The following is a 20728-nucleotide window of genomic DNA, read 5'->3' on the forward strand; positions in this document are numbered from 1 at the left end:
CGGTTCTCCGGGCGCGCTGTGTCGGTCGGCGGGTGCGCGCGGTCCTCGTCCCGCGCGCACCCGATCGCTCAGCCCCTGCGGATCGTGCCGTTCTCGGCGAGTGCCTGGATCTGCTCGGGGGTCCAGCCGGCCTCGGTCAGCACGGCGTCGGTGTCCATGCCGAGCGAGGGCATGGGGCGCCAGATCCTGCCGGGGTTGCGGGAGAACTTGGGCACGATGCCGACCCCCTTGACGGGCGTCCCGTCGAGCGTGTCCCACTCGACGATCGCCTCGCGCTGGGCGACGTGGTCCTCGGCGAGGAGCTGGTCGAACTCCAGCACGGCGTTGGCGGCGATCCCGACGGCGGAGAACTCCTCCTCGAGCTCGACGGCCTTCTGCGTGAGGCAGAACGCGTCCAGGTGGCGCTCGATGAGCTCGGCCTGCGGTCCGTCGAGCCACAGGGCGCTGGTGTCCTCGGGGTACTCCTCGGTGCCCCAGAGGTGTCCCAGGCCGATGCGCTCCAGCAGGTACTTGTTCTGCTTGACGCCGTAGACGCACAGGCCCACGAAGCCGTCCGACGTGCGGTACTCGCCGATCCCGCACAGGTTGGGGTGGCGGGCGCCAGGGCGCGGGTAGACGGTGCCCGCGTTGAGGAAGTCCATCATGTAGTAGGCCCCGACCCGCATGAGGACCTCGTACATCGCGACGTCGACGCTCTCGCCCTGGCCGGTCGTGCGCGCCTTCTGCAGCGCGGCGAGCGCGGACGAGGTCACCATGAGCGACGTGAAGTAGTCGCCCACGTACGGCACCGCGGCCATGGGCTGATCGGGGGTGCCGTTCTGCGCCATGTACCCGCTGTAGGCCTGGACCGTGAGGTCGTACGCGGCGCGGTTGACGCGCGTCTCGACGCCGTACTGGCCGAAGCCCGAGACGTGCACGATGACCAGGCGCGGGTTGTGCTCCCACAGGATCTCGTCGGTGATCCCTCGGCGGGCGTAGGTGGGGCCCTTGGAGGACTCGATGAAGACGTCCGCGTCCTTGACGAGCGAGAACAGGACCTCGCGGCCCTCCTCGGTGAACGGGTTCATCGAGATCGAGCGCTGGTTGCGCCGTTCCATCTCCTTGACGAAGGTGGTGTCGCGCATCGAGTCACCCGTGCGCGTGTTCTCGATCCAGACGACGTCGGCGCCCCACTCGGCCATGACGGCGGCCGCGGACGGGGCGGCGATCTCGACCGCCGAGTAGACGACCTTGACGCCCTCGAGGACGCCGAAGCCCGGGATCGGGCCGGACATCAGCGGTACTCCTTGAGTGCTGCGCGGCCGGCGGCGAGGATCATCATCTCGTCGGTGCCGCCGGAGATCCGCTCCACGCGCAGGTCGCGGTAGAAGCGGGCCACGCGGTGGTCGCCGGTGACGCCGATGCCGCCGAGCACCTGGATGGCGTCGTCCACGACCTCGGACGCGGCGCGCGTGCAGTACAGCTTGGCCATGGAGCAGTCGCCCTTGCCGAGCAGCCCGTTCTCGGCCTTCCAGGCGATCTCGTAGACCATGTTGCGCATGTTCGTGAGCTTGATCTTCATGTTCGCGAACTTCTCCTGGATGAGCTGGTAGCGGGCGATCGCCTCGCCGCCCTGCACCCGCTGGTTCGCGTAGCGTGCGGCGTCCTCGAACGCGCACAACGCCCATCCGTAGTCGCACGCGGCGACGAGGAAGCGCTCCAGGTCGAAGTCCGCGACGGTGCGCGCGAAGCCCTCGCCCTCACCGCCGAACATGTCCTCCTCGCGGAGCTCGACGTCGTCGAGGTAGATCTCGCAGCACGAGTCCATGCGCAGGCCGAGCTTGTCGAGGGGCTCCTTGCTGATGCCGGGGAGCGTCATGTCGACGAAGAACTCGGAGTACTGGTCCATGTCCTCGGCGTTGCGCGCCATGACGACGAGGTAGGGCACGTGCTTGGACGACGTGATGAAGGTCTTGTGGCCGTTGAGGTAGATCTTGCCGTCGCGGCGCGTGTAGGTCGTGGACATCTTGGCGAAGCTCGAGCCGGCGCCCGGCTCCGTCATCGCGAAGTTCCAGATCTGCTTGCCGGTGCCGACCAGGGCGAGGATCTTCTCGATCTGCTCGGGGCTGCCGACGCGCAGGACGGTCTCGAGCGTGGGGAGCTGGTAGAGCACGTACGTGGGGACGCCGAGGCGTCCGAGCTCCTCCCAGACCGCCGCGATCGTGGTCCAGCCGGCGTCGAGGCCGCCGCGGTCCTCGGGCAGGAGGATCGTGTCGACGCCGAGCTCGGCGAGCTCGGCGACGAACCGCTCCGGGTACTCGTGGTCCTTGTCGCACCGGGCGAAGTAGGTGTCCCAGTTCTCGCGGGCCATGAGCTCGCGGATTGCCTGGACCATCAGTTCCTGGTCCTCGGTGAGGGAGAAGTCCATGAGAGGGCCTTTCGTTCGGGGTGGTGGGGGAGTCGTGGTGCGCTCAGACGAGCGCGGCGGCCACGCGCCGGTGGAACGCGGCGCCCTCCGCGAGGACCTCGCGGGCCTCGGGCAGCATCCGCGAGTGGTGCAGGAAGCCGTGCAGGACACCGTCGACGACGTGCAGACGGTGCTCGACGCCGTGCGCGGCGAGCAGCGCGGCGAGTGCTCGGCTGTCGTCGAGCAGGGGGTCGAGGGCGCTCGCCACGAGGTACGTCGGAGGGATGCCCTGCGAGAGGTCCGCGGAGAGGCAGTCCAGGGACGGGCTGCGAAGGTCCTGCGGGCCCGAGGTGTAGGCAGCCAGGTAGCCGTCGAGGTCCTCCGGTGCCAGCCCGTCCCACGCCCCGCCGAACAGTCGGCGGGACACGGAGTCGCGCAGGCCGAAGAGGCCGTAGTAGAGCAGGAGCGACTCGACCGCGGGGCCGCCGTGGTCGCGGAGCCAAAGGGTCGCGGCGAGCGCCAGGTTGGCCCCGCCGGAGTCGCCGGCGAACGCGACTCGTCCACCGGTGACCCCGATCTCGTTCGCGTGCTCCGCCACATGACGGGCGACGGCTGCGCACTCCTCGACGGCCTGCGGGAGCTTCGCCTCGGGGGACAGGGCGTAGTCCACACCGACGACCACGGCCCCGGTCGCGTCCGCGAGGGCACGCATGATGCGGTCGTGCGTGTCGAGGCTCCCGACGACGAAGCCGCCGCCGTGGACGTAGAGGAGGGCGGCGCCGTCGACCTGCTGGACGGGGTGGTACCGGCGGATCCGGACCGGCCCGTACGGCCCGGCCACGGTGTCGTCGACGGTCCGCGCCATGCGGGGGCCGCCCTCGTTCCAGTACACGCGCTCGGTGGCGTACCGGCAGCGCTGCTCGCGGACGGTGGCGTCCGGGGCGAGCGCCGGTCCCTGGAGCCGCTCCTGGAGGGTGAGGACCTCACGCATGCGGGGCGTCAGGCGGGCGAGGACGTCGACGGCGGACATCAGGCGTTCACGGGCTCGGGCTCGGCGGACTCGCCGGCGGCGAGAGCCTGTGCGGCCTCGTACCGCGCGTCGAGCTTCGCCTGGTTGGTGCGCACGTAGCGGTTGAGCAGCAGCGCGCAGGCGGACGCGACGACGGCGGAGCCCACGAGGATCCAGAAGATCTGCGGGTAGGCCGCGCCTTCGTTCCCAGCGGCGTCGGCCTTGTCGATGATCGAGCCGAACCAGGTGCTCGAGAAGGTGTCCGGCAGGAAGCCGACGAGCGACACGACCCCGGTCGCGGCACCGAACGCGGCGAGCGGGACCTTGCCCTCGGTGAGCTGGGACGACACGATGCCGAACACCCCGTTGGCGATGAAGCCGAGCGCGACGCCGATCAGCGCGACGGACAGGATCAGGCCGGTGCCGGCGGGCAGGACGCCCGGCACGGGCACGATCGCGAGCACGGCGATGCCGGCGGCGGCGATCAGCGAACCGATCCAGATGACACGCGACGGCTTCTTCGCCCGGAAGGCGAGGGCGCCGAAGACGGGGCCGGCGAACAGGGTCACGCCGTACTGGCGCAGGACGCTGAGGATGTTGTTGAGCGTGGCGTCGGCGCCGAGGTAGGTCAGGTAGGTCGTCGCGTAGTTGACGCCCGTGTAGTAGAAGTACACGAAGAAGACGGTGACCGCGGTGATGAGAACGACGGGGTTCGTCAGGGCGCGCCCGGTGTCGACGAGGACCTGCTTGGCGGAGCGGACGCTGCCGATCTCGCCCTCGAACTTCGGGATCATGACGAACGCGAGCACGCCGAGCAGGAGGATGAGCACGGCGTAGAAGAGGAGGAAGGTCCGGAAGGCGCCGGCGGCGTCGCCCGCCGCGCGGGCGAGGACCCAGGTGCCGACGAGGCCGGCGAGGAAGCCCGCGAGGCCGTAGAAGCCGTAGCTGATGCCGATGTTGCGCGAGTACTCGTTCTCGGCCGAGACCAACCGCACGAGCTTGTAGCGGCAGCCCCACCACAGCAGGATCGTGGTGATGCCCATGGCGACGAAGATCAGCAGGAGCGTGCCGTAGGACGGCAGCATCGCGTACCAAAAGGTCAGGGCCGCGGTGAGGACGAACCCGGTCGAGCACAGGGTGCGCATGCGGACGCGGTCGGCGACGAGGCCCGAGGGCAGGTAGCAGATCGTCGCGGTGATGGCGTAGGCGCCGAGCAGTGCGCCGATCTGCGTGTTGGACAGGCCGAGCGCGGACTTCTGCGCGTCGTAGAAGGCCTGCTTCAGGTAGGCCGGGCCGTAGATGGTGCTGCTCCCGGCGCTGACCAGGATCAGGATGAACCACCGACGGAAGGTCGTGAGGTCCGCGGCCTTCTTCTCTCCTTTGGCGACGATCGCCATGTGCCCTCCTCAGAGCTGTCACGCACTCTCGTAGTGCGACGTGGACCACACTGCGCTCTCGAGGAGATGACAAGGGAGGGTTTCGGCGTCATGACGACAAGGTGCGTAGGGGGTGCTGCGGACCTGAGTAGAGGAGCGGCCGAGCTTGAGTGCGCGAACCTGCTTACCGGGCGGTCGGTTTCAACGGGAAGGCTCGCGAGGCCCGGAAACAAGCGGCTTGTACTTTTCTTCACAAGAAGTGGCGTACGTGCTCCGGTACGACCGGGCCCCCGGCAGGGGGCCGACGACGGCCCGGGCGCTCCCGGAGACCACGACGGCCGGTGCCGCACCCCGTGGGGGCTGCACCGGCCGCCGGGCCGCTCGAACGTGACGCCGCGAGACCCGCGGCGCCCACGTGTCACCAGATGCGGACGCGCTCCGTGGGGGCGAGGTACAGCGCGTCGGACTCCGCCACGTCGTACGCCTCGTAGAACTCGTCGAGGTTGCGCACCACGCCGTTGCAGCGGAACTCGTTGGGCGCGTGCGGGTCGGTCGCGAGTCGGCGCACGATCTCCTCGTCGCGGCCCTTCGCCTGCCACACCTGCGCCCAGCCGAGGAACACTCGCTCGATGCCCGTCAGGCCGTCGACCACGGGCGCCTCGGACAGCGGACGGCCCAGCGCGATCCGGTAGGCCTTGAGCGCGATCGACAGCCCGCCCAGGTCCCCGATGTTCTCCCCGATCGTCAGCGCGCCGTTGACGTGCGGGCCGTCGTCGGGCAGCTGGACGGGGCGGAACGCGTCGTACTGCGCGATGAGGGCCTTGGTGCGGACCTCGAACTCGGCCCGGTCCTGCGGCGTCCACCAGTCCTCGAGGCGGCCGTCGCCGTCGTACTTGGAGCCCTGGTCGTCGAACCCGTGCCCGATCTCGTGGCCGATCACGGCCCCGATCCCGCCGTAGTTGACCGCGTCCTCGGCGTCCGGGTCGAAGAACGGCGGCTGGAGGATCGCCGCAGGGAAGACGATCTCGTTCATGCCCGGGTTGTAGTACGCGTTGACCGTCTGCGGGGTCATGAACCACTCGTCGCGGTCGAGCGGCTTGCCGATCTTGCCCAGCTCGCGGTCCTGGTCGAACGCGTTCGAGCGGCGCACGTTGCCCAGCAGGTCGTCGGCCTCGATCACGAGGGCCGAGTAGTCGCGCCACTTCACGGGGTACCCGATCTTGGGCGTGAAGGCCTCGAGCTTGGCGAGCGCCTTGACCTTGGTCTCCTCGGTCATCCAGTCGAGGCCCTCGATGGACTCGCGGTAGGCCGCGACGAGGTACGCGACGAGCTCCTCCATGCGCGCCTTGTGCGCGGGCGGGAAGTGCCGCTCGACGTACACCGCGCCCACAGCCTCGCCCAGGGCGCCCTCGACGAGCGAGACTCCGCGCTTCCAGCGCTCACGGACCTCCTGCGCCCCCGACAGCGTGCGGCCGTAGAAGTCGAAGTTCGCCTCGACCAGCTCGTCCGTGAGGTACGGCGCGCGCGCCGAGACCAGGTGGTACACGGCCCACAGCTTCCAGTCCTCGACCGGGACCGACTGCCACAGCTCCGCGAAGCCCGTCGCGAAGCCGGGCTCGCGGACCACGAGGGAGTCGAGCGAGCCGGCCGGGGCGCCCAGGGCCAGGACCCACGCGTGCCAGTCGAAGCCCGGGGCCGACTCGGCCAGGGCGCGCAGCGTCATGGGGTTGTACGTGAGGTCCGCGTCGCGGTCGCGCACGACGTCCCAGTGGTGCGCCGCGAGCTGCGTCTCGAGGGCCAGCACGCGCTCGGCCGCCTCCTCGGGGGAAGCGCCCCAGGTGTCCGCCGTGACGCCCGCGAGCGTGAGCATGCGCGCGACGTGCGGCGCGTACTTGGCGCGGATCTCCGCGTACTGGTCCTCGCGGTAGTACGCCTCGTCGGGCAGGCCCAGCCCGCCCTGATAGAGGTAGGCGACGTACTTCTCGGGGTCCTTGGCGTCGTTGTCGACCCAGAACCCGAACGCGCCCGCCCCGCCCGTGCGCTGCAATGCACCCAGGGCCCCCGTGAGCTCGGCCTGGTTCGTGGCGGCGGCGATCAGCGCGAGGTCCGGCGCGAGCGGGCTCACGCCGCGCGCCTCGATCGTGTCGGTGTCCATGAAGCTCGCGAAGAGCGCGCCGATCTGCGCCTGGACGCCCGTGGCGTTCCCGGCCTCGACCGCGGCCGCGGCGTCGTTGATGATCTCGCGCACGTGCTCCTCGGCCTGGTCGTGCAGCGCGCGGAACGCGCCGTCCATCGACCGGTCGGCGGGGATCTCGTGGGTGGCGAGCCAGCGGCCGTTGACGTGCCGGTACAGGTCGTCCTGCGGGCGGACGGCCGGGTCGAGCGCGGACAGGTCGATGCCGGAGGCCGTCGTGCGCGCGGCGCCCGCGGCGCTCGCTGCCTGGTCCGCGGCGGAGGGTGAGGTCTGTGTCATGCGTCTCAGGTTATGCGAGCAGTGGCGCGGGCGGGGAGCAGATCGGGGATGATGGGGCCATGCGCGTTCACATTGCAGCGGACCACGCGGGGTACGAGCTCAAGGCTCACCTCGTCACGCACCTCAAGAGCTCGGGCCACGACGTCGTGGACCACGGCGCCCACGAGTACGACGCCCTCGACGACTACCCGTCGTTCTGCATCGCGGCCGGCGAGGCCGTCGTCGCGGAGCCGGGCAGCCTCGGCGTCGTGATCGGCGGCTCGGGCAACGGCGAGCAGATCGCCGCCAACAAGGTCGACGGCGTGCGTGCCGCCCTGGCCTGGAACCTCGACACCGCGAGGCTGGCCCGCCAGCACAACGACGCCAACGTCATCTCGGTCGGCGGGCGCCAGCACACGGTCGAGGAGGCCACGTCGTTCGTCGACGCGTTCCTCGCCGAGCCCTTCAGCGGCGACGCGCGCCACCAGCGCCGCATCGACCAGCTCGCGGCCTACGAGGCCTCGCGCCACCAGGCGTGACGTCGCCGCGTCGCGCGCGCACGGTGGACGGCGTGGCCCGTGCCTGAGGGGCACACCGTCCACCGCCTCGCGCGCACGTTCACCGAGCTCTTCGCGGGGCAGGTGCTGGCCGTCTCGAGCCCGCAAGGCCGGTTCGCGGCCGGGGCCGTGCTGCTCGACGGAACGCGCCTGGTCGCGTCCCGCGCCTGGGGCAAGCAGCTCTTCCTGGGCTTCGCGGACCCGTCCGCGAAGCCTGCAGCGGGACTCGACGAAACGCCGTCCGACGACGACCTGCGCTGGCTGCGCGTCCACCTGGGTCTCTACGGGGCCTGGACGTTCGCGGGTGACGGGAGCGCCGCCGTCGTGCACGCGATCGGCGCGCCCCGCAAGCGCATCGGCGAGCGGGACTCGGTGCCGACCGGTCCGCTCGCGTCGCTCCCTGCCGCAGGAGACGACTGGGCTCCTCCAGCGCCTCGTGGCGCGGTGCGGGTGCGCCTGGTCGGCGACCACGCGGTCGCGGACCTCACGGGCCCCACGGCCTGCGAGGTCGTCTCGGCGGACGAGGTGCGCGCGGTCGAGGCGCGCCTGGGCCCCGACCCGATCCGGGACGACCCCGCCCCCGCCGGCGGGCCCGACCGTTTCGTGGCGGCCGTGCGGCGCTCGCGCACGACCGTCGGGCAGCTCCTCATGAACCAGGACGTCGTCGCCGGGGTGGGCAACATCTACCGCGCCGAGGTGCTGTTCCGCGCGGGGCTGGACCCGCTCACGCCCGGTCGCGACGTGCCCGCCGAGACGTTGCGGGGGATCTGGGACGACCTGGTCGTCCTCATGCGTGACGGCGCGACCACGGGCGCGATCGTCACGACCCGCCCCCAGGACCGCGAGCCCGACGGCGCCACGCCCCCGGGAGCGCCGCCTCGCCCAGGAGCCGGGCGTCAGGAGGTGCGCCAGAACACCGACGGCACCGCCGGGGCCGTGCCCGCCGACCAGGCATTCTACGTCTACCACCGCGACGGCCTGCCGTGCCGGGTGTGCGGGACGCCGGTCCTCCTGAAGGACCTCGCGGGTCGCAAGCTCTACTGGTGCCCGACGTGCCAGCGGTGACCCGGGACCTCTAGAACACCCAGCTCGAGACGGGCGCCACGGGCCAGCCGAACGCAGCGCTCGCCGCGGCGAGCGCACCCGGACGGTGCTCGGACACGAGCCCGGCGGTCGCGAGCGAGGCGAGCGAGACGCCGCCCAGGAACGCCGAGCCCAGCTCGCGCACGTCGAGCGACACGTCGGCCGGGTCCTCGGTGCGCTCGCACGCCGCGTCCCCGAACGCCGTGGCACGCAGGCGCCAGTGCCCCGAGTTCTCCGGGACGCGCGCGTCGGTCACGTGCAGCACCACGTCGACGTCGCCCGCGTACCGCCTCCCCGCGAGGGCAGCGGGGACGTCGAGCACGCGGACCCACAGGTTGTCCGCGACCCGGCCCGCCGCGGCCCGCGGGTTCACGAGGAGGTGCGTGACGACGTCGTCCACGGGGATCATGAACGGCTCGACCTCGCTCGTCAGGTCGAGGTCCGTCAGGACGCCCCACAGGGCGCGAGCGGCCGCGGCGTCGAGCGCGACGACCTCGCCCGTGCTCACGGTCCCGCGCGGACCCGTCGTCTCCCACGACAGCTTGCGGCGGAACGTCGCGTAACCCCGCGGCTCGCCGTCCCGCTCGACGACGACGATGCGCTGCGACTCGCGGCCACGGCGGAACGCCGCCGGGTCGGACCACCAGGCCTCCTGCAGCTCGGGCGACTCACGCGTGACCCAGCCGGGCCGGTTGACGCCCGTGCCGTGCCCGCCCGGGTCCGCACCCGCCGCGCGGTGCAGCGAGTCGACGAGCTCGCCGTGGCGCGCCCGGTCGGCCTTCTCGATGCGGACCGTGTGCTCGTCGGCGCCCGGGACGTCCCGCAGGGCCGCGCCGCGCGGGATCGTCAGGCGCAGGTCCTGGGCCGCCTGGCCGTAGCCGAACCGGCCGTAGATGGCCGCCTCGGCCGCGAAGAGCGCCGAGACCGGTTCGCCTGCGGCCCGCGCCTGCTCGAAGTGCACGTCGATCATGGCGCTGAGGATGCCGCGACGACGGTGCTGCGGATGGACCCCGACCCACGTCAGGCCGCTCACGGGCAACGTCGCGCCCGGCACGGGGAACTCCGCGAACGGGTACGAGGCGTGCATGGCCGCGAGCTCGCTCACGGTCGGGACCGCGCCGTCGAACGGCACGGCGTCGGTGTCCTCGTGCTCGCACACGACCCCGAACGTCCGGGACCACGTGAGCGGGAGCGGGTGCTGGACCTGCTCGTCGAGGTCGACCTCGGACGGGAACGCCCAGGTGTCGACCTCGAGGACGGCGCGCTTGTCCGCCTCCGTCAACGGCGTGAGGCGGTAGCCGGCGGGCAGGGGACGGTGGGTGGGTTCGGTCATGGACCCATCCTGCTGGGCCGGAGGCGGGCGGGGCCAGGGGAATAGCTCGCGCACACGCCTTCGCGACGCCTCCGCCGAGAAGTGAGCTGACGCCCTAGATCTGCCCGGATCAGGGGCATCAACTCACTTCTCGGCGGAGCGGGGACGCGCGCAGGTACGCTCGCCCCGTGAACCAGGCGCGCGAGCAGGAGCGGGGGGCCGGGCGGCAGGCAGGCGCGGAGGACGCCCGCCAGGAGTACGCCGACGCCGTGCTGGCCCTCGTCGAGTCGATCCCGCCCGGGCGGGCCATGACGTACGGGCTCGTCGCGGAGATCGTCGCGGAGACCCTCGGGCGGGGCGGTCCGCGGCAGGTGGGGCAGGTCCTCGCGACGTCCGACGGCGACGGCCCGGGTGGCCCGGGGCTGCCCTGGTGGCGCGTCGTCAACGCGGCCGGCTCGCCGCCTGCGCACCACCTGGGGACCGCGCTCGCGAACCTGCGCGCCGAGGGGTGTCCGCTGCGCCCGGGCGGCGAGCGCGTGGACCTGCGGCGGTCGGTCTGGTTCCCGGAGCAGGGCCCGGACCGCTGAGCGCGGAGCAGCCGTCGCGGGTCGCGACAGCCGGCCCGCACTCAGCGGCGAGTCCTGCCGGGGTCCGGACGCGCGTCCGGCTCAGCGACCCGGGACCGGGGCGAGCAGTCCCGCGACGGTGCGTACCGCCGTCGGGTCCCCCTGGACGAGGAGCATCGTGACCGCGGTCGCGCGCCACGCCTCGAGGTCGCGCGCGATCTTGGCCGCTGGACCGACGAGGGCCACGTCCTCGACCAGTGCCGTGGGGACCGCCGCGACGGCCTCGGCCTTGCGGCCGGCCAGGTAGTGCGCCTGGATCTCGTCGCACGCGTCCGCGTACCCGAGCCGGTCGAGCGCGTCGCGGTGGAAGTTCGCGCCCTTGGCGCCCATGCCGCCCACGTAGAGCGCGATGAAGGGCCGTACCGTGTCGGCGGCCTGCTCGACGTCGTCGGCCACCACGACCGGGACGGTCGCCGATACCTCGAAGTCGGCTGCGGGGGAGCGCTCGGACGAGCGCTTCGCGAAACCGTCGTCGAGCAGCCCGCGGAACATCGCGTCCATGCGCGGGCTGTAGAACAGGGGGAGCCAGCCGTCCGCGACCTCGGCTGCCAGCGCGACGTTCTTGGGCCCCTCGGCCGCGAGGTGGATCGGGATCTCGGGCCGCAAGGGGTGCACGGTCGAGCGCAGCGCCTTGCCGAGACCCGTGGTGCCCTCGCCGGTGAGGGGGAGCTGGTAGAACTGGCCGTCGTAGGTCACGGGGCCCCGACGGGCGATCACGTCCCGCACGATCTCGACGTACTCGCGCGTGCGGGCCAGCGGTCGGGGGTAGGGCTGGCCGTACCAGCCCTCGACGACCTGCGGGCCGGAGACCCCCAGCCCGAGGATCGCCCGGCCGCCCGAGAGGTGGTCGAGCGTGAGCGCTGCCATGGCGGTCGCGGTGGGGGTGCGAGCGGACATCTGCGCGACCGCGGTACCGAGCCGGATGCGTGAGGTGTGCGAGCCCCACCAGGCGAGCGGCGTGAACGCGTCGGACCCGTAGGCCTCCGCGGTCCAGACCGAGTCGACCCCGAGACGGTCCGCGGCGACGACCGCCTCCTGGATCCCGGGCGGGGGGCCGGCCGACCAGTAGCCGGTGTGGATGCCGATGCGCATGCGTTCTCCTCGTTGATCCTCGGCGCTGAGGTGCGGACGGGTCCGCGTGCCCGACGAGCGTCGAGCGACGGTTCCCAGGACCGGGAGTCCTAGGAACCGTCGCTCAATCTACCGTGCTCCTCGACCAGCCCACCGGCCGGCCCTCGACCTACCGTGCCCGGTCCGCGAGCGAGGTGAGGAGCGCCGCCCCTGCCGCGGCGTCGTCGACCGTCACGACGAGCACGCGCCCGCCCGTGCGCCGGACCTCCAGGCCCGGCCCCTTGCGGACCACGATGCCGACGCGGCCCCCGCGACCGGTGCGCCAGCCCCAGCCGCCGAACTCCCGGAACGGGTCGACCGTGACCTCGCGAGCGCCCTCGACCTCGTCGAGCGGCACGAACGTGCGCGGCACCCCGACCGCCGAGCGCACCTCGAGCCCCGACGCGTCGACCGTCACGGTCCACGACATCATCGAGGCCATGACCAGCCCCAGGGTCACGGGCAGCAGGATCATCCACCACAGGCCTGTGACGACCACGAGGACGAGCGTCCCGACCACGGCGGCGCCGGCGACGGCCATGCCCGGCCCGCCGCGGGCCGTGCGGATCCAGGCGGCGCGCTCGTCGGCGCCCAGCGGGGCACGCGGGTCGGCCGGTGAGACCGGGACCTCGGCGGGCAGGTGGGCGTCGCGCGGCGCGAGGAGCCCGACCAGGACACCCACCACGAGGCCTGCGCCGAGGGCCACCGCGATGGCCGCGCCCACGTCGGGCGCCTGTGCGGCGTCGTCGAGCCCGCGCTGCACCCAGAGCGTGCCGAGCAGCGTCGCGCCCAGGAACGTCGCCGTGCCCGCGCTCACCCCCACGGCTGTCCGCCGGTTCGACGCGGACTGGCCGAGGAACCAGCCGACGAGCCAGAACCCCACCGCGAGGACCGCGCCGATCGCGAGCGGGACCACTGCGCTCGCCGCGAGCGACCCGAACCCGTCGGCGGTCCCGGCGGCGTCCCAGTGCGTCGCGACCGGGTCGGGCAGGTCGTCGCGCCACGAGAACGCGATCGCGGCGCTCGCGCCCAGGACCGTGAGAGGCAGCACCAGTCCCAGGAGCGTGGTGGACAGGCGGTGCGGGGCGGGGGTCCGGCGGCGGGTGCCGGTCGGCTTGGCGGTCATCGCAGTGCCTCCTTGAGCAGGGCGAGGGTGGTCTCGGGGGGCAGGGAGAGTGTGCGGCTCTCCCGCACGACGGCGTCGATCGCCGCTCGCAGGTCCGTGTAGTCGTGCGCGGCCCGGGCCGTGACGACGGCGCCGCGTCCTCGGCGCAGGTCGACCAGGCCCTCGTCGCGCAGCTCCTGGTAGGCGCGCAGCACGGTGTGGACGTTGAGGTCGAGCGAGGCCGCGAGGTCGCGGGCTGCGGGGAGCCGCTCGCCGGGGTGCACCGTGCCTGCGGCGACCGCGAGGCGCACCTGGGCGGCGAGCTGCGCGAAGAGCGGCTCGCCCGCGGTGGGGTCGATGCGGAAGATCATGTCGCCATACTACTAGTTGTTACTGTGCAACTAGAACAATGGAGGTCGAGGAGAGGGGCGACGCGCACGGCGTCGCCCCTCTCCTCGAACAGCCCTCAGCGGCTCAGATCACGTACTCGATGAGCAACGACGGGTCCTCGACCGGGTCGACCGCCGGCGGCACGGAGGGCTGCGGGACGCGATTGCGTGCGGGTACCCCCACGGCGACCGATCCGGCGGGCACGTCCTTGACCACCACGGCGTTCGCCCCGACCTGGACGTCGTCACCGACCCAGACCGGCCCGAGGATCTTGGCCCCGGCGCCCACGACGACCCGGTCACCCAGCGTCGGGTGCCGCTTGCCGCGCTTCATGGACCGGCCGCCCAGGGTGGACCCGTGGAAGAGCAGCACGTCGTCTCCCACGACCGCCGTCTCCCCGATGACCACGCCCATGCCGTGGTCGATGAACAGGCGCCGCCCGATCTTCGCTCCCGGGTGGATCTCCACGCCCGTGGCTGCCCGGGCGATCTGCGCGATCACGCGTGCGGGCAGACGCAGGGCCGGCTCACGCCACATGCGGTGCGTGAGCCGGTAGGTCCAGACCGCGTGCAGACCGGGGTAGACGAGCGCGACCTCGAAGCCGCTCCGCGCCGCGGGATCGCGGTGGCGGGCGGCCTCGAGGTCCTCCCTGAGAACCCTCAGGAAGCGTCGCAGGGGACTGGGAGGTCTCATCAGTCCAGCAGGTCGGCGTACAGCACGGAGGTCAGGTAGCGCTCGCCGAACGACGGGATGATCACGACGATGAGCTTGCCCGCGTTCTCGGGACGCTCCGCGAGGCGCAGCGCCGCGGCGATCGCGGCACCGGACGAGATGCCCACGAGCAGGCCCTCCTCCTTGGCGGCGCGACGCGCGTACTCGACGGCGGTCTCGGCGTTGATGTCGATGACCTCGTCGTACACGCTCGTGTCGAGGATCTCGGGCACGAAGTTCGCGCCGATGCCCTGGATCTTGTGCGGGCCGGGGGCGCCGCCGTTGAGGATCGCGGACTCCTCGGGCTCGACCGCGACGATCTGCACGCCCGGCTTGCGCTCCTTGAGGACCTGGCCGACGCCCGTGATGGTGCCGCCCGTGCCGATGCCGGCGACGACGATGTCGACCTCGCCGTCCGTGTCGGCCCAGATCTCCTCGGCCGTCGTGGCGCGGTGGATCGCCGGGTTCGCCTCGTTGGCGAACTGGCGGGCCAGGATCGCGCCCTCGCGCTCGGCCACGATCTCGTCGGCCTTGTTGACGGCCCCCTTCATGCCCTCGGAGCCCGGCGTGAGGATGAGCTCGGCGCCGAACGCGCGCAGCAGGGCGCGACGCTCCTTGGACATGGTCTCGGGCATCGTCAGGACGATGTCGTAGCCACGGGCAGCGCCCACCATGGCCAGGGCGATGCCCGTGTTGCCGGAGGTCGCCTCGACGATCGTGCCGCCCGGCTTGAGCTCGCCCGAGGCCTCGGCCGCGTCGATGATCGCGACACCGATGCGGTCCTTGACGGAGTTGGCGGGGTTGTAGAACTCGAGCTTGCCCACGACCGTGGCGCCGAGGCCCTCGGTGAGCTTGTTCAGGCGGACGAGGGGCGTGTTGCCGACGAGCTTCGTGACGTCGTCGTAGATGCGTGCCATGACTTCCTCTTCATCGTTGGTGGCCTGCGGCGGAGAGCCGGGACCGAGGGGGATCAGCGGGAGCTGTGCGGGGGTGGCACGGAGCTGCGCCGGGCAGGACGCGCCACGGGGCCTGTCGTCGGGTGGGGCGCCGACCGCGGGGGAGGGGCGCTCTAGCGACAGGGGCGACACGGACAACAGGACAGGGCGCGCGCGGGGGTGCTCACCGCGCGGGAGGAGTCGGCGTGACGTGTGGTCATGGTCGCCCTCCTCGTCCTGTGCCGTCGCTCGCAGGTGCTGCCCGCTGCCGTGTCGGCGCGGTGCCCTGCGAAGTCCTGGTGTCTGGCCCGAGGCTATCGGCACCCGGACCGCGCTGCAATGCCGTCTCATCCCCGTCGTCCTGTGAGGTCGGGTGAGGTCGGGGGAGGTCGGGTCCCGCTCCAGGTGCCGGTCGTTCGCGAGGGTGCCGCTTCGCGCGAGGGATCGCGAGAGGAGGCTGTCGGGTGGTCCGCCGAGGGGTGGTCCCGGGAAGGGGGCATGTCGACCCAACGACGCGAGGCCGACATTCCTTCCCGGGCGACCGGTGCTCCGCGTACCGCCCCGGACGTACGGGCAGCTGGGCCGCTCGGTCGGTGCAGCACACCGCAGCGGTGCGGCACCCGCGGCTCAGGACTGCGAGTGCGTGAACGACGGCGGCGGCTCCGAGGATCTCGGAGCCGCCGCCGTGTCGTGCTGGAGCGGATGACGGGAATCGAACCCGCGTGATCAGTTTGGAAGACTGAGGCTCTACCATTGAGCTACATCCGCGCAGAGGAACGCTCGCCGGGGTGGCGAGGTCTGCGGCGCTACCTTAGCAAACGTCGGGCCGGTCGCGGGACTCGGTGCTGGTGGGTCCGTTCGCGCCGGTCGCTGCGACGACGTGCCGACCGGGGTGGCGCTGGTCGCTCCTCGGGACCCCGTACACTTGGCCGTTGCCGATGGTGTGCGGCGGGTCCTCCCGACGCAGGTCCGTCGGTCGCGTCGGTCGCTGTCGTCGGGCTGCGCATGTTCGGGGTGTGGCGCAGGTTGGTAGCGCGTCCGCTTTGGGAGCGGAAGGTCGCAGGTTCAAATCCTGTCACCCCGACGATCGTGAAGGCCCTCGGCCCTGCCTCTGTGCAGGGCCGAGGGCCTTCGTCGTTCCTGTCTCCTCGCAGGGACCGCGCCGGCGTCGCCGCGCGACACGAAATGCCGACCGGTTGGCTCTGATCGCGCCTGCAACGGAGGCTGTGCGCTGCAGCAATCTGACAAACCTCTCCAATCTGTCTTATGGGATGAGACGCTGCGATGGATTTAGTCGTTTTGTTCAGAACGTCCGAGCGTAAATCGTTAGCGTTCCTCCCATATCGGTCTCCCGGACCGGTTGCCGCCGAGTCAGCGTCGCCGCGGCGAGCCATCCCACGCCCTCGGGCGTCACTTGGTATCGAAGCGGAGAACACCTGTGACACTGCTGCACGGCACGAGACCCACCCCGCACCCGACCGGTCGTCCACCGGCATCCCACGACCGGGCAGGTCGCCCGCGCCACGGGGGCTCGGCCCACACCTCGGGACCCGCCCCCCGCCCGGGCCCTCCGGCGCGTACACCGCCCACCGCCCACCACCTGCTGCCCTCACCGCCCGCCGACGAGGACGTCTACCAGGACCTCGCGCGGTCCCAGCGCTGGGTTCAGCCCGTCGGCGTCGCGGCGACCCTGCCGATCCTCGTCGCGGTGTGCGTGTTCGCGGCGCGCTCGCCGTGGCTGTGGTGGCTCTACGCCACGGTCGCGCTGACGCTCGTGAGCATCGTCCTGTGGCTCCTGACCGGCACCGCGAGAGGACGCGTCACGCGCGCCTCGCACGAGCGGACGATCACGGCCTGGGCACCCGAGGCGTACCCCGCCGTCGACGTCTTCCTGCCCGTGTGCGGCGAGGACGTCGAGGTGCTCGACAACACCTTCCGCCACGTCGCACGGCTCGACTGGCCGGGCGCCGTCGAGGTCTGGGTGCTCGACGACGGCGCCGACCCGCGCGTCGCGGACCTGGCCGAGCGGCACGGGTTCCGCTACCGGGTGCGTCCCGACCGGGGGCACCTCAAGAAGGCCGGGAACCTGCGGTCGGCCTGCGCGGTGACCGAGGGTGACGTGATCGCGATCTTCGACGCCGACTTCTGCCCCCGGCCGGACTTCCTGCGCCACCTCGTGCCCTATCTGGACGACCCGACCGTCGGCATCGTCCAGAGCCCGCAGGACTTCGACACCGACGAACGCATGGGCTGGCTGCAGCGCACCGCCGGGGCGACCCAGGAGATCTTCTACCGCTGGGTCCAGCCGTCGCGCGACCGCTACGGGGCCACCGTCTGCTGCGGTACCAACGCCCTGTACCGGCGGTCGGCGCTCGACGCCATCGGGGGGTTCCCCGAGATCGACCACAGCGAGGACATGTACACCGGGATCGAGCTGCTGCGTGCCGGGTTCGTCACGCGCTTCGTCCCGGTGCGGCTGGCCCGTGGTCTGTGCCCCGACGAGCTGGGTCCGTTCCTGACCCAGCAGTACCGGTGGGCCAACGGCTCGGTCGCGCTCGTCGCCGACGGGGCGCAGGGCAGGGCAGGCCTCGACCGGCGCCAGCGTCTCGCGGTGTGGGCAGGGTTCGTCTACTACTCCGAGACGGCGCTCTTCGTCGTCAACCTGTACGTGCCGTCCGTCGTGATGTGCTTCTGGTACCCCGACCAGGTCAGTCCGACGAGCCTCCTGGTGTTCCTGCCGAGCCTGTGGGTGCTCCTCGTCCTGTACCCCGTCGTCCATCGCACCCGGTGGCGCCCCGAGGTCCTGCGGGTCCAGCTCGCCCAGAGCTTCAGCCACCTCGTCGTGCTGGGGCACGCGATGGTCGGCCACCACGCGGGGTGGGTCCCGACGGGCGGCAAGGGGTCGTCGAGCGCCCTCGCGCGGACCATCGCGCGCGTCATGGTGGCGACCCTCGTCGTCGGGACCGTCGCGTGGGCCGTGGGGATCTCCCGCGGCGTCGCGGCGTACGGCATCGACAGCTACTGGGCCATGATCCTGCTCGCCGGGTTCTACGCCTACGTCTCGGTGCCGCTCGTCGTGGCGGGGCTCCAGGTCCTGGCGCCCCGCCGGGCCGCCGTCGCCCGGACGGGCACGGAGCCGACCGGCGCCGTCGGGGCCGCCGGGGCCGCCGTGCAGGAGGTGCAGGCATGAGCGCGCCGAGCGTCGTCCGACCCGTCGGCCCGGCAGGGGCGCCGGACGGGCCGGATCCCGAGGTGGCGGGCGCGGCGGGCGACGTCGACCCGACTGCGCCCGCGCGACCGCGCAGCTCGCTGCAGTGGCCCGCGGTCGTCGCCCTCACGACGGCCCTGGCCTTCGCCGGCCTCGTCGCCACAGGGGTCTTCGATCCCATGATCGAGGCGCTGTGAGCACCCGGACGGGGAGCGACCGCCCCGCCTTCCGAGGTGACGTCGAGGGCCTGCGGGCGCTCGCCGTCGTGCTCGTGCTGCTCTTCCATGCCGAGGTCCCCGGCGTGATGGGCGGGTACGTGGGTGTCGACGTCTTCTTCGCGATCTCCGGCTTCCTCATCACGGGGATCCTGCTGCGGCAGCTCGCGTCGACCGGACGTATCGCGCTGCCCGCGTTCTACGCGGGCCGGGCGCGCCGCATCCTGCCCGCGGCGTCCGTGGTCCTGGTGGGCACGGCGCTCGCGGCCTGGCTCGTGCTGCCGCCGCTGCGGGCGCGCGACACCATGGTCGACGTCGTCGCGAGCGCGCTCCAGGTCGCGAACCTGCGCTTCATCGCGCAGGAGACGGACTACATGGCGGCCTCGGCGGCGCCGAGCCCGGTGCTGCACTACTGGTCGCTCGCGGTCGAGGAGCAGTTCTACCTCGTGGTCCCGTTGCTGCTCGCACTCGTCGGGGTCGTCGCGGCACGTGTGCGCCGGAGCCCTCTGCCGGCGGCGATCGCGGTCCTGGCGGTCGGCACGGTCGCCTCGTTCGTCGTCTCGCTCGTGCTGACGTCGAGCGACCCGGCCCTCGCCTACATGTCGCCCCTCACGCGGGCGTGGCAGTTCGGGCTGGGCGGTCTCCTGGCGGCGGCCGTGCTGTCCAGGCCCGACGGCGCCACGCCCCTCCTGCGGGACGGGGTCACCGGGGGCACGGGTCACCCCGTCCTGCGGCGCGTCGCGTGGACCCTGGCCGGATGGGCCGGGCTGGGCACCGTCGTGTGGTCGGCCGTGGTCCACGACGAGTCGACCCCCTTCCCGGGGACGGCGGCGCTCTGGCCGACGCTCGGGACGGTCGCGCTCCTCGCGGTCCCGGCGACGGTCCGGACGGCGCGGGGGAGCGTGGGGCACCTGCTCGCGCTGCCGCCCGTCCGGGCGGTGGGACGGCTGTCCTTCGCCTGGTACCTCGTGCACTGGCCCGTGCTCGTCCTGGCCGACGCGGTCTGGGGACCGCTCGCCTGGCCCGAGCGCGTCGTGCTGACGCTCGGTGCGGGCGGGGTGGCCTGGCTCGTCCTCCACGGGGTCGAGTCGCCGCTGCGGCGCTCACCGGTCGTCGCGCTGAGACCGTCGGCGAGCTACTCGGTGGGGTTCACGGGGGTCGTGCTCGCGCTCGTCGCGAGCCTCGGCGCAGGCTCGGCCGTGTACGCGAGGCTGGACGGGGCCGCGTCCGCGCAGGTCAGGCTCGACACGATCTTCGAACCGGCCGCGCTCGCACGCACCGGTGGGCCGGTGACCCCGGGCCTGACGCAGGCCGCGCTCGACGCCCCGCCCGCGGAGACCCCGTGCCTGGGGGCGTTGGGACTGAGCGAGACGACCTGGCCGGCCGAGTGCGTCGTCGGGCCGGAAGACGGGCTGGAGGTCGTGCTGTTCGGCGACTCGAAGGCCTTCCAGTGGAGCGGGGCCCTGCGGGACGTCGCGCTGGCCCAGGGGTGGCACCTGTCGATCGTGACCAAGGGCGGGTGCGCGCCGGCCGACCTGCCGCAGGCCCTGCTCGAGGAGTCGCTGCACTGCGAGGCGTGGCGCGACGCGCAGATCGACAAGATCGTCGCGCGGGCCGACGTCGTCGTCGTGGGGTCGAGCGCGGCGTACTTCGAGGGCGAGGAGGCGGCCGACCGGCGAGACGCCGCCTGGGGGAGCACGCTCGGGCGGTTCGCCGCGGCAGGCGTGCCGGTGGTCTACCTGCGGGACACCCCCACACCGGGCGTCGACGTCCCGAGCTGCGTCTCCGGGGCGATCGACGACTGGGACGCGTGCTCCTTCCCGAGGGCGCGGGCGTTGCCGGCCGACCCGTTGGTCGTCGACGTCGCGCTCGGCGACGTGCCCGGCGTCGAGGTCGTCGACCTCTCGGGGGTCGTCTGCGCGCAGGAGCGCTGCCCGGCCGTCCTCGGCGGCCTGCTCCTGTACCGCGACGGCAGCCACCTGACCGCCACGGCCGTCGAGGCGCTGCGTCCCGAGCTCGAACGGCGGCTCGTCGAGACGAGCGCGCTCGGAGGCTGAGGCCGACGGGCGAGGCGGCGTGTTCGTGCCGGGTGGCGACCGGCACGGCCACGCCGTCCTGCCCGGGCGGATGCCGGGCAGGATCGAGCCGGTGCCGGGCTGCCGCGCATCGGGCCCACGAGGTGTGGCGTACCATGGACGGGTTGTCCGTGCGCCCTTTCCGGCGGAGGTCCTCCGAGGCTCCTGCCGCACCGCT

17 protein-coding genes and 2 tRNA genes are annotated in these 20728 nt (G+C 72.5%); 7 read left to right on the plus strand and 12 right to left on the minus strand.

What is annotated here, in order from left to right; genetic code table 11:
* Positions 1–68 precede the first annotated feature (68 nt).
* The 5 genes from caiB to IE95_RS0107190 form a co-directional block, all read right to left on the minus strand.
* Complete coding sequence (gene caiB, locus IE95_RS0107170; RefSeq protein ID WP_030150948.1) at positions 69–1274, minus strand: L-carnitine CoA-transferase; 1206 nt, start codon at positions 1272–1274, stop codon at positions 69–71.
* A complete protein-coding gene (gene caiA, locus IE95_RS0107175; RefSeq protein ID WP_030150949.1) occupies positions 1274–2407 on the minus strand; it encodes a crotonobetainyl-CoA dehydrogenase in 1134 nt (377 codons plus the stop codon). The genes caiB and caiA overlap by 1 nt, the downstream gene beginning before the upstream one ends.
* 43 nt (positions 2408–2450) lie before the next feature.
* Positions 2451–3416, minus strand: coding sequence for an alpha/beta hydrolase fold domain-containing protein (locus tag IE95_RS0107180; RefSeq protein ID WP_030150950.1), 966 nt, complete (start codon positions 3414–3416; stop codon positions 2451–2453).
* Positions 3416–4792, minus strand: a complete 1377-nt coding sequence (locus IE95_RS0107185; protein WP_030150951.1) for an MFS transporter — start codon at positions 4790–4792, stop codon at positions 3416–3418. Before IE95_RS0107185 ends, IE95_RS0107180 begins: the two co-directional genes overlap by 1 nt.
* 397 nt (positions 4793–5189) lie before the next feature.
* On the minus strand, positions 5190–7244 hold the full coding sequence (locus IE95_RS0107190; protein ID WP_084689914.1) for a M13 family metallopeptidase: 2055 nt from the start codon (positions 7242–7244) through the stop codon (positions 5190–5192).
* Between the two features lie 59 nt (positions 7245–7303).
* On the opposite strand from IE95_RS0107190, the gene IE95_RS0107195 reads away from it, so the two are divergent.
* Together IE95_RS0107195 and IE95_RS0107200 are read left to right on the plus strand one after the other, a co-directional pair.
* Positions 7304–7762: a ribose-5-phosphate isomerase gene (locus tag IE95_RS0107195; protein WP_030150953.1), complete on the plus strand. Its 459-nt coding sequence runs from the start codon at positions 7304–7306 to the stop codon at positions 7760–7762.
* Positions 7763–7801: 39 nt separating this feature from the next.
* On the plus strand, positions 7802–8845 hold the full coding sequence (locus IE95_RS0107200; protein ID WP_030150954.1) for an Fpg/Nei family DNA glycosylase: 1044 nt from the start codon (positions 7802–7804) through the stop codon (positions 8843–8845).
* A 10-nt stretch (positions 8846–8855) separates the two neighbouring features.
* Here the strand turns inward: IE95_RS0107200 and IE95_RS0107205 are convergent, their stop codons facing one another.
* Positions 8856–10196: a GNAT family N-acetyltransferase gene (locus tag IE95_RS0107205; RefSeq protein ID WP_030150955.1), complete on the minus strand. Its 1341-nt coding sequence runs from the start codon at positions 10194–10196 to the stop codon at positions 8856–8858.
* Positions 10197–10363: 167 nt separating this feature from the next.
* Here IE95_RS0107205 and IE95_RS0107210 point away from each other — a divergent pair, with 167 nt between their 5' ends.
* Entirely contained in the window at positions 10364–10762 is a 399-nt protein-coding gene (locus IE95_RS0107210) for an MGMT family protein (protein ID WP_084689915.1), read from the plus strand.
* An 81-nt stretch (positions 10763–10843) separates the two neighbouring features.
* Here the strand turns inward: IE95_RS0107210 and IE95_RS0107215 are convergent, their stop codons facing one another.
* The 6 genes from IE95_RS0107215 to IE95_RS0107240 all read right to left on the minus strand — a co-directional run bounded on the left by IE95_RS0107215 (position 10844) and on the right by IE95_RS0107240 (position 15820).
* On the minus strand, positions 10844–11893 hold the full coding sequence (locus tag IE95_RS0107215) for an LLM class F420-dependent oxidoreductase (RefSeq protein ID WP_030150957.1): 1050 nt from the start codon (positions 11891–11893) through the stop codon (positions 10844–10846).
* Between the two features lie 148 nt (positions 11894–12041).
* A complete protein-coding gene (locus tag IE95_RS0107220) occupies positions 12042–13037 on the minus strand; it encodes a DUF1648 domain-containing protein (RefSeq protein WP_084689916.1) in 996 nt (331 codons plus the stop codon).
* Complete coding sequence (locus tag IE95_RS0107225; RefSeq protein WP_030150959.1) at positions 13034–13387, minus strand: GntR family transcriptional regulator; 354 nt, start codon at positions 13385–13387, stop codon at positions 13034–13036. The genes IE95_RS0107220 and IE95_RS0107225 overlap by 4 nt, the downstream gene beginning before the upstream one ends.
* 103 nt (positions 13388–13490) lie before the next feature.
* Complete coding sequence (epsC, locus tag IE95_RS0107230) at positions 13491–14099, minus strand: serine O-acetyltransferase EpsC (RefSeq protein WP_030150960.1); 609 nt, start codon at positions 14097–14099, stop codon at positions 13491–13493.
* The gene (cysK, locus tag IE95_RS0107235; protein WP_030150961.1) at positions 14099–15034 is read right to left on the minus strand and encodes a cysteine synthase A; all 936 of its coding nucleotides are present in this window, start codon (positions 15032–15034) and stop codon (positions 14099–14101) included. Before cysK ends, epsC begins: the two co-directional genes overlap by 1 nt.
* 712 nt (positions 15035–15746) lie before the next feature.
* Positions 15747–15820, minus strand: a tRNA-Gly gene (locus tag IE95_RS0107240).
* A gap of 242 nt (positions 15821–16062) precedes the next feature.
* On the opposite strand from IE95_RS0107240, the gene IE95_RS0107245 reads away from it, so the two are divergent.
* The 4 genes from IE95_RS0107245 to IE95_RS0107260 all read left to right on the plus strand — a co-directional run bounded on the left by IE95_RS0107245 (position 16063) and on the right by IE95_RS0107260 (position 20532).
* A tRNA-Pro gene (locus IE95_RS0107245) sits at positions 16063–16136 on the plus strand.
* A 354-nt stretch (positions 16137–16490) separates the two neighbouring features.
* Positions 16491–18242, plus strand: a complete 1752-nt coding sequence (locus IE95_RS0107250) for a glycosyltransferase family 2 protein (protein WP_206053291.1) — start codon at positions 16491–16493, stop codon at positions 18240–18242.
* Positions 18239–18457, plus strand: coding sequence for a hypothetical protein (locus IE95_RS0107255; protein WP_030150963.1), 219 nt, complete (start codon positions 18239–18241; stop codon positions 18455–18457). The genes IE95_RS0107250 and IE95_RS0107255 overlap by 4 nt, the downstream gene beginning before the upstream one ends.
* On the plus strand, positions 18454–20532 hold the full coding sequence (locus tag IE95_RS0107260; protein ID WP_036571260.1) for an acyltransferase family protein: 2079 nt from the start codon (positions 18454–18456) through the stop codon (positions 20530–20532). The genes IE95_RS0107255 and IE95_RS0107260 overlap by 4 nt, the downstream gene beginning before the upstream one ends.
* The last annotated feature ends 196 nt before the right edge of the window (positions 20533–20728 follow it).

The sequence above is a fragment of the Oerskovia turbata genome (assembly GCF_000718325.1).
Taxonomy (GTDB): domain Bacteria; phylum Actinomycetota; class Actinomycetes; order Actinomycetales; family Cellulomonadaceae; genus Oerskovia; species Oerskovia turbata.

Coding starts and splice junctions, on each gene's coding strand:
- caiB (WP_030150948.1), bottom strand. CDS start 1,274: ATGTCCGGCCCGATCCCGGGCTTCGGCGTCCTCGAGGGCGTCAAGGTC.
- caiA (WP_030150949.1), bottom strand. CDS start 2,407: ATGGACTTCTCCCTCACCGAGGACCAGGAACTGATGGTCCAGGCAATC.
- IE95_RS0107180 (WP_030150950.1), bottom strand. CDS start 3,416: ATGTCCGCCGTCGACGTCCTCGCCCGCCTGACGCCCCGCATGCGTGAG.
- IE95_RS0107185 (WP_030150951.1), bottom strand. CDS start 4,792: ATGGCGATCGTCGCCAAAGGAGAGAAGAAGGCCGCGGACCTCACGACC.
- IE95_RS0107190 (WP_084689914.1), bottom strand. CDS start 7,244: ATGACACAGACCTCACCCTCCGCCGCGGACCAGGCAGCGAGCGCCGCG.
- IE95_RS0107195 (WP_030150953.1), top strand. CDS start 7,304: ATGCGCGTTCACATTGCAGCGGACCACGCGGGGTACGAGCTCAAGGCT.
- IE95_RS0107205 (WP_030150955.1), bottom strand. CDS start 10,196: ATGACCGAACCCACCCACCGTCCCCTGCCCGCCGGCTACCGCCTCACG.
- IE95_RS0107215 (WP_030150957.1), bottom strand. CDS start 11,893: ATGCGCATCGGCATCCACACCGGCTACTGGTCGGCCGGCCCCCCGCCC.
- IE95_RS0107220 (WP_084689916.1), bottom strand. CDS start 13,037: ATGACCGCCAAGCCGACCGGCACCCGCCGCCGGACCCCCGCCCCGCAC.
- IE95_RS0107225 (WP_030150959.1), bottom strand. CDS start 13,387: ATGATCTTCCGCATCGACCCCACCGCGGGCGAGCCGCTCTTCGCGCAG.
- epsC (WP_030150960.1), bottom strand. CDS start 14,099: ATGAGACCTCCCAGTCCCCTGCGACGCTTCCTGAGGGTTCTCAGGGAG.
- cysK (WP_030150961.1), bottom strand. CDS start 15,034: ATGGCACGCATCTACGACGACGTCACGAAGCTCGTCGGCAACACGCCC.
- IE95_RS0107255 (WP_030150963.1), top strand. CDS start 18,239: ATGAGCGCGCCGAGCGTCGTCCGACCCGTCGGCCCGGCAGGGGCGCCG.